This is a genomic window from Domibacillus sp. 8LH (assembly GCF_038806185.1).
Classification (GTDB): domain Bacteria; phylum Bacillota; class Bacilli; order Bacillales; family Domibacillaceae; genus Domibacillus; species Domibacillus indicus_A.
The window spans coordinates 669,702-677,976 of record NZ_JAVJNG010000001.1; the positions used below are offsets into that span (position 1 = coordinate 669,702).

General features: G+C 42.4%; 5 protein-coding genes and 1 tRNA gene. All 6 read right to left on the reverse strand.

The annotated features are described in order from the left end of the window. Positions 1–7: 7 nt before the first annotated feature. Positions 8–2,389 (reverse strand): glycogen/starch/alpha-glucan phosphorylase, encoded by a 2,382-nt coding sequence (locus tag RG959_RS03475; protein WP_342795949.1) that lies wholly within the window; start codon positions 2,387–2,389, stop codon positions 8–10. Beyond that, positions 2,379–3,830 (reverse strand): glycogen synthase GlgA, encoded by a 1,452-nt coding sequence (glgA, locus tag RG959_RS03480; RefSeq protein ID WP_342795950.1) that lies wholly within the window; start codon positions 3,828–3,830, stop codon positions 2,379–2,381. Before glgA ends, RG959_RS03475 begins: the two co-directional genes overlap by 11 nt. Continuing rightward, on the reverse strand, positions 3,827–4,837 hold the full coding sequence (locus tag RG959_RS03485) for a GlgC family sugar phosphate nucleotidyltransferase (protein ID WP_342795951.1): 1,011 nt from the start codon (positions 4,835–4,837) through the stop codon (positions 3,827–3,829). The genes glgA and RG959_RS03485 overlap by 4 nt, the downstream gene beginning before the upstream one ends. After that, entirely contained in the window at positions 4,837–6,000 is a 1,164-nt protein-coding gene (locus RG959_RS03490; protein WP_242233183.1) for a glucose-1-phosphate adenylyltransferase, read from the reverse strand. The genes RG959_RS03485 and RG959_RS03490 overlap by 1 nt, the downstream gene beginning before the upstream one ends. A gap of 1 nt (position 6,001) precedes the next feature. Continuing rightward, complete coding sequence (glgB, locus tag RG959_RS03495; protein WP_342795952.1) at positions 6,002–7,876, reverse strand: 1,4-alpha-glucan branching protein GlgB; 1,875 nt, start codon at positions 7,874–7,876, stop codon at positions 6,002–6,004. A 247-nt stretch (positions 7,877–8,123) separates the two neighbouring features. Further along, a tRNA-Glu gene (locus tag RG959_RS03500) sits at positions 8,124–8,195 on the reverse strand. Positions 8,196–8,275 lie beyond the last annotated feature (80 nt).

Here is an 8,275-nt window from a genome sequence, read left to right on the forward strand (position 1 = left end):
GATTTTTTTAAATATGCCAAATGCCTTTTGCGTATTCCTGAATCGTACGGTCGCTGGAAAAAATGCCGGAGCCGCTAATATTGTGGACCATCATTTTGCGCCAGCGTTCCGAATCGTTTGTATAAATCCGGCCTGCTTCTTCCTGGGTTTTGCAATAAGACTCAAAATCTTTCAGCACAAAATATTGATCATTCTCTCCAAGAAGAGAATCATAAATGATATTAAACAAGCCTTTATCATCAAGCGTGCCATCCACAAGCTGGTCAAGCGTACGGCGAATGAGCGGATTATGGTGATAGTAATCCATCGAACGGTAACCGCCTTCTCTATCATACGCCATCACTTCTTCTGCTTTTAAACCGAAGATAAGAATATTCTCAGGACCTGTTTGTTCTAAAATTTCCACATTCGCTCCATCGAGCGTGCCAATGGTAATGGCTCCGTTCATCATAAATTTCATATTTCCAGTACCGGATGCTTCCTTGCTTGCAGTAGAGATTTGTTCACTAAGATCTGCTGCCGGAATGATATCTTCCGCCAGAGACACGCGGTAATTTTCCATAAATACAACAGTAAGCAGCCCTTTTGTGGCCGGGTCATTATTCACCAGGTCCGCTACCGAATGAATCAATTTAATGATTCGTTTCGCATAAAAATAGCCCGGTGATGCTTTTGCTCCAAATACAAAAGTGCGCGGCGGAATCTGGTAAGAAGAATCTGCTTTTACCCGGTTATAAAGAGACAGGATATGAAGCACATTTAACAGCTGCCGCTTATAAGCATGAAGACGTTTAACCTGCACATCAAAAATCGACGACGGATCGACCTGAATGCCGTTTTGGTCAAAAATACGCTTAGCTAATATTTCTTTCCGCTTCATTTTTACATCCCATAGCTTTTCCTGAAATGCTGCATCGTCAGCATAAGGTGCGAGCTTAGAGAGCTCTGCCGCATTTTTGTGAAAACCGTCGCCAATCGCCTCTGTTAACAGGGATGTAAGCTCTGGATTTGCTTTTAACAGCCAGCGGCGGTGGGTAATGCCATTGGTTTTGTTATTAAACTTCTTCGGATAAAACTGATAGAAATCGTTCATTTCACGATTTTTTAAGATTTCCGTATGAAGGCGCGCTACTCCGTTCACACTATGACTGCCGGCAATGGCTAAATGGGCCATACGAACTTCCCCGTTAGCGATAACGGCCATTTTTTCAATCCTTGACCAATCACCAGGATATTTTTCCCACAAACTTCTGCAAAAGCGTTCATTAATTTCTTCCACAATCATGAAAATACGCGGCAGGAGTGGTTTAAATAAACGAATCGGCCAGCGTTCCAGCGCTTCCGACAAAGTAGTATGATTCGTATAAGCAAATGTTTTTTCCGTAATATTCCATGCTTCTTCCCACGAAAGCTGATACTCATCAAGCAAAAGACGCATCAATTCTGGTATAGCTAATACCGGATGAGTATCATTGATATGGATCGCTACATGTTCATGAAGCTCCTTTAATTCCCCGCCAGTGCTGAGAAAGCGGCGTAAAATAGAACGGATGCTCGCAGATACTAGAAAGTATTGCTGCTTTAAGCGCAAAATCTTTCCTTCATCATTGGAATCATCAGGATATAGAAACTCAGAAATGGCTTCCGTTTCCCGTTTGTATTTGAGCACATCATGCATCGGTGTCATGGTAGACATTTCTGCGCTCCATAATCGCAATGTATTAATGGTTTCTCCGCCATAGCCTACAACAGGCATATCATGCGGGACAGCTCGTACGTATTCCGCATCTACATGACGAAACTTCATTGCACCGTCGCGCTCGATCACATCGACACTGCCCCAAAACGGGACATCGACTGATAAATCAGACTTTCGTATCTCCCATACATAACCATAACGCAGCCAGTTTTCCGGCAGCTCCATTTGAAAACCGTCGACCATTTTTTGTTCAAACAACCCGTGTTTGTAACGAATACCGCATCCATGTCCTGGTAAATTCAAAGAAGCCAGTGAGTCCAGGAAGCAGGCGGCAAGGCGGCCTAAGCCACCGTTGCCAAGCGCAGCGTCCGGCTCAATCTCCTCCAGCTCATGAAGCGGAATGTTTAAATCTGACAGCCACGAATCCAGTTTTTCATACAAACCAAGATTAATTAAATTTTGTCCAAGCAGGCGTCCGAGCAAAAATTCTATGGACAAGTAGTACACCTGCTTGTTGCTTTTTCGATAGCGTTCATTTGTTTCAATCCACTCGCTGCTGATGTATTCGCGAACCATGCTGCTGAGCGTAACAAACTGCTGGGAACGTGTAGAATCTTGAAAGCTGATGCTATAGGACTGTTCCAAACGTTTTTTAAACGAGTCTTGAAATGCTTGTTTATCAGAAAACATGACTTTCCCTCCTGTTGGATACATCCTCATAGAGCTTCATATATTCCTTAGCAGATTGCGACCAGCTGTAATCCGCCTGCATAGCATGCTCGACAATTTTCGCCCATACTTCAGGCTCTTCATGATAAAAATGCAGCGCCCTGCTCACGGTATGCAGCATATCATGGGCATTAAAATTACTGAATGAAAATCCGTTGCCTGCTCCGGTTTCTTCATTGTATGAATGAACAGTATCATTTAACCCCCCTGTTTCACGAACAATAGGCAGCGAACCATACTTCATGGCAATTAACTGGCCAAGACCGCAAGGTTCAAACTGGGAAGGCATTAAAAATAAATCAGATCCTGCGTAAATACGATGGGCCAGCTCCTCATTAAATCCAATATAGGAGCGGACTTTTTCCGGATACACCCATTCCATTTCACGGAAAAAGTTTTCAAACTGGGCTTCACCGCTGCCAAGAAGGATAAATTGCACATCTTCCTGCATGATTTCATGAAAAACATGTTGGATGAGCGACAGTCCTTTTTGCTCTGTTAAGCGGGATACAAGACCGATAACCGGAACATCCTCACGAACAGGCAGATGGAAAAACTCTTGAATACGGCGCTTGTTCTCCGCTTTCCCAGCCATATTTTCAACACTGTAGGGTTCAATCATCTCATTGGCTTCTGGATTATAAATGGAATAATCTATCCCATTTAAAATACCTTTTAAATCACCCTGCCGTTCCTGCAGAACGCCTTCAAGCCGCTCTCCAAAATATGAATTTAAAATTTCATTTCGGTATGTCGGGCTCACAGTCGTAATCGCATCGGCAGCGACAAGTGCGCCTTTCATAAAGTTTGTATTGCCATTAAACTCAAGCTGGCCCGTTTGATAATGCTGGCTATGTAAGTTTAATAAATCGGTTACGGCTTCAGGCGGGAAAATCCCCTGGAACATTAAATTATGAATGGTGAACACGGTCCGTATTTTTTCATATCCCGGCCGGTGCTGATGCTCAACTTTGAGCATAAATGGAATCATGGCTGTGTGCCAATCATGACAGTGAAGGATATTTGGGAAAAAGTCCAAATGACTTAAAGAATCCAAAATCGCTCTTGTAAAATAAGAAAAACGCTCTCCGTCGTCATAATGGCCATACAAGCTGCCCCTTTGGAAATAATAAAGATTATCTATGAAGTAGTAAGTAACGCCATCCTGCTTCAACTCAAAAATGCCGCAATACTGATTTCTCCATCCAACCGGCACAGTAAAAACAGCGACTTGTTTCATTTCCTGTTGATATTTTTGAGGAATCGTGCCGTATTTCGGCATGATTACCCGTACATCCACTCCCATACTGGCTAATTCTTTAGGAAGGGCCCCTGCCACATCGGCGAGGCCCCCTGATTTGATAAATGGTACACATTCTGAAACAGCAAATAAAACCTTCACGAACTGGTCACCGCACTTTCAACAGATCCTTTTTTAATGACAAGCGGCTTTTCCGGCGTTCCACGCAAAATAGCCCCATCTTGTACTGATACATCTTTATCAATAATGACGTGCTCCAGCACGCAATTTTCGCCTATCTTACTTTTTTGCATAACGATGCTGTCTTTAACCGTCGAATTTTTGCCGATGGCTACGCCACGAAAAACGATACTATGATTGACTTCCCCGCTGATGATGCAGCCGTTGGCAATCATGGCGTTTGTAACGTGTGAGCCTGCGAGATAATTGGTTGGCGGCTCGTCTTTTACTTTTGTATAAATAGGCTGAAATTCATTAAACAGCTCGCTCCACTTGTCTTTTTCAAGAAGCTGCATGCTTGTTTGGTAGTAATCGTCCACTGTCTTGATCCGTTGTAGGAAACCTTCAAATTCGTATTGGCATTTTATTAACGAAGAAGATGCATCTTCAACTGCTGCCTGTACAGATTCATATCCTGTTTCATTACGCCGGTCAATTAAGTCAAGCAAGAGCTCTAACGAGAGAAGATAAATATAAGTTGATTCACCTTTATGGGTAACTTCCAAAACATCACAATTTTGCTTTATAAACCGGTCCAACACAGGAGCAAAATCCATATTTGCTACTGTTGTGCAGTTTGAAACGATCACATACTTTTGATCACTGCGGTGGAAGTAGTCAAGGTGCTCCGACATGCGGTCCAGCTGCCCTTCTTTTGTTGGTGAAGGAAAGAAAAACAAGCCATCGCGCTTACGATTCAAATCCCAGTCTTTCCCTGAACCTAAATGGTCCATTAACGAGCGGTAAGGAGATCTTGGGAAAATTGCCACACTCTGTACTCCTGAATTAACCATATTGGAGAGCACAAAATCAATAAGCCGGTACCGGCCCGCGAAAGGGATCGCTGCGGGGGAGCGATAAAGGGCAAGATCGCCCATTTCCCCTGGAAGCATAGTTGCATCAATAACACCAAGCATCGATTTTTTCATTAGGCTTCCTCCACTTTCGATTGTTGTTCAGTGTGCTCCATTAAGAATTGTTCAGTCACCAGCAAAATATCATTGGAGTCGTTTCGAATAACTGTATTTTCTGGTATTTCAAGATCACCCATCACGATCGCGCGCTCAATATAGGAACCGCGTCCTATACGGGCATTTGGCATGACTACACACTCTTTCAGTACAGCTTCTTCTTCCACTTCTACCCCCTGGAACATGACTGACTGCTCGATCACCCCGTCAATAATGCAGCCTTCATTCACAAGCGAATGCTGAACTTTCGCCTTTGAGCCGATAATTTGTGGCGGCTGATTCGGATTCACGGAATAAATGCGCCAAGAGTATTCAAATAAGTTTAGATCCTGCTTTTCGTCAAGCAGATCCATATTGGCTTCCCATAAGCTTTTTACTGTGCCGACGTCTTTCCAGTAGCCTTTAAATGGATAAGCAATCAGCTTTAAATTATCCGCCAGCATAGCAGGAATAACGTCTTTTCCAAAGTCATTGGATGAGTCAGGATTGCTTTCGTCCATTTCTAAATATCTTTGGAGAACAGACCATTTAAAAATATATATGCCCATTGAAGCCAAGTTGCTTTCCGGTTTTTCAGGCTTTTCATCAAAACGGGTTACATTAAAGTCCGCATCTGTATTCATAATGCCAAAACGGCTTGCTTCCTCCCATGGCACTTCAATAACAGAGATGGTTACGTCTGCTTGTTTTTCGATATGGTAATCAAGCATTGTATCATAATTCATTTTATAAATATGATCACCGGATAAAATCAGGACATATTCCGGATCATATTGCTTAATATAGTTTAAATTTTGATAAATCGCACTTGCTGTTCCGGAATACCATTTTACTTCAGACGACTCACTATAAGGAGGAAGAACGGTTACCCCGCCGTTTTTACGGTCAAGATCCCAGGCACTTCCAATTCCGATGTATGAATTTAAGACAAGCGGCTGATATTGTGTAAGTACACCGACTGTATGAATTCCTGAATTGGCACAATTGGAAAGCGGAAAATCAATGATCCGATATTTTCCGCCGAATGGCACTGCTGGTTTTGCAAGGTTCTCCGTCAATTCTTTTAAACGGCTTCCCTTTCCTCCAGCCAGAAGCATTGCTACACATTTTTGTTTTGCCATGTTAGTTCCTCCCTTTTTCGTCTACGCGGCGCAGATAAACTGCTCCAAATGGCGGTATATTTATTTCTACAAAAGCAGGCTGTCCATGGAACGTGTCTGATACCGTTTCGATAGAACCGTTATTCACCTGATTTGATCCTCCATACAATGCGCGGTCACTATTTAATATTTCTTCATACTGCCCTGCTTCCGGAACACCTACTTTATAATCACTGTACCCGTATTCACCAAAATTACACACGATTACGATTGGATTTCCCTCTTTATCTTTTCGTACAAAAGACAAAATGCTTTGTTGGTGATTGTGAACATCAATCCACTCAAAGCCTTCCGGACTGTGATCACGTTCAAATAATGCAGGTTCTGCTTGATAGCAGTGCAGCAGTTCTGTGAAATAAAGGTTGAAACTATGATGCATGTCGTAATCAGTTAAATGCCAATCCACTTCCTCCAGATCTTTCCACTCAGAAAAAGGAGCAAGCTCTGTTCCCATAAACAGCAGCTTTTTGCCCGGATGAGCCATCATAAACATCAGCAATAAACGCAGTTGTGCGAACTTTTGCCAGTAGTCACCCGGCATTTTATCAAGCAGGGACTTCTTGCCATGAACGACTTCATCGTGTGAAAAAGGCAAAATATAATTTTCCGAGTAGGCGTACATCAGGGAAAAAGTCATCAAGTGATGTTTTTGAGAGCGCTCGTTCCAGTGTGTTTCCATATATTCAAGCACATCGTTCATCCAGCCCATATTCCACTTGTAATTAAAACCTATGCCGCCTTGATGTACGGGAGCGGTTACTTGCGGCCAGTCACTTGAATCTTCTGCAATCATAAGCGCTTGTGGCTTAAATGAAAAAACGGCTTTATTTAATTTTTGCAAAAATGCGACGCCGTGTGGGTTTGCTTCTAATCCGTCACGGTTAGGCCAGTAAAATATGTTGGATACTGCATCGACACGAAATCCGTCGATGTGGTAATAATCCATCCAAAAAAGAGCATTTGAAATTAAAAAGCTATGTACTTCTGTTTTACTTAAATCGAAATTGGCTGTTCCCCATACATAGTTTTCACGATCCCAGCTGTTTTCATATTCATAACTGAAATTTCCGTCAAAATTATGCAGGCCATGCGCATCTTTACAAAAGTGACCAGGCACCCAGTCTAAAATAACCCCAAGCCCCGCGCGATGGCATTCATCAACAAAGTACATAAAATCTTTTGGCTCTCCATAACGCCGTGTAGTTGCAAAATAACCTGTGCTTTGATAGCCCCATGAGCGATCAAAAGGATGCTCTGTTATCGGCATAACCTCGATATGAGTAAATCCCTGTTCCTTCACATGTGGAATCAGCATATCAGCCAACTCTCTATATGTGTAAAGGTCATTTTCACCTTTTCCTTTTCTTTTCCACGTACCTAAATGCATTTCATAAATAGCCAGCGGCTCCTCATAAACAGAGGATGATTCCAAGCTGCGCAGCCATTCTTCGTCACGCCATTGATAATGATCAAGCGTTTTCACTACGCCGGCTGTATTTGGACGAAGTTCTGTCATAAAAGCAAATGGATCGGTTTTATGCATAACTCTGCCGCTTTGTGCAACAATTTCATACTTGTACAATGATCCTTCCAAATTACGTGGAACTTCTAAAAACCATACTCCTTCAGCAGATACTTGATGCATTTCATATTCTAGTCCATCCCAGCTGTTAAAATCACCAATTACTCGAACCTTTCTTGCATTGGGAGCCCATAAAACGAAGCAGGTTTTTTCGTTTTGAACATGCGCTCCAAATAGTTTGTAAGCTTTGAAAAGATTTCCCTCATGGAATAAATGGAGGTCAAAATCGCTTGGATAAAATGTTTCTGATGACATGGTCCACACCCTTTATTTTATGTATTCTTGGTGAAGTGAAAAGAGGAAAATGCGGAATAACTCCGTATTTATAATTGAATTATTGTTTAGTATTCTTTAAAAAAACAGATTTCCCTTCTTTATTTCCATATTTATTTATTATCTTCCCTTATTTTTTAAAAAATAACACGAATCCTTATGCTAAAATTTTGCAAATAAAAAAGCACCCGGAAGTTAAAATAACTTCCGGGTGCTTTTCGCTTTTGAATGACCCCTACGGGATTCGAACCCGTGTTACCGCCGTGAAAGGGCGGTGTCTTAACCGCTTGACCAAGGGGCCATATGGCGGAGAAGGAGGGATTTGAACCCTCGCGCCGGTTACCCGACCTACACCCTTAGCAGGGGCGCCTCTTCAGCCTC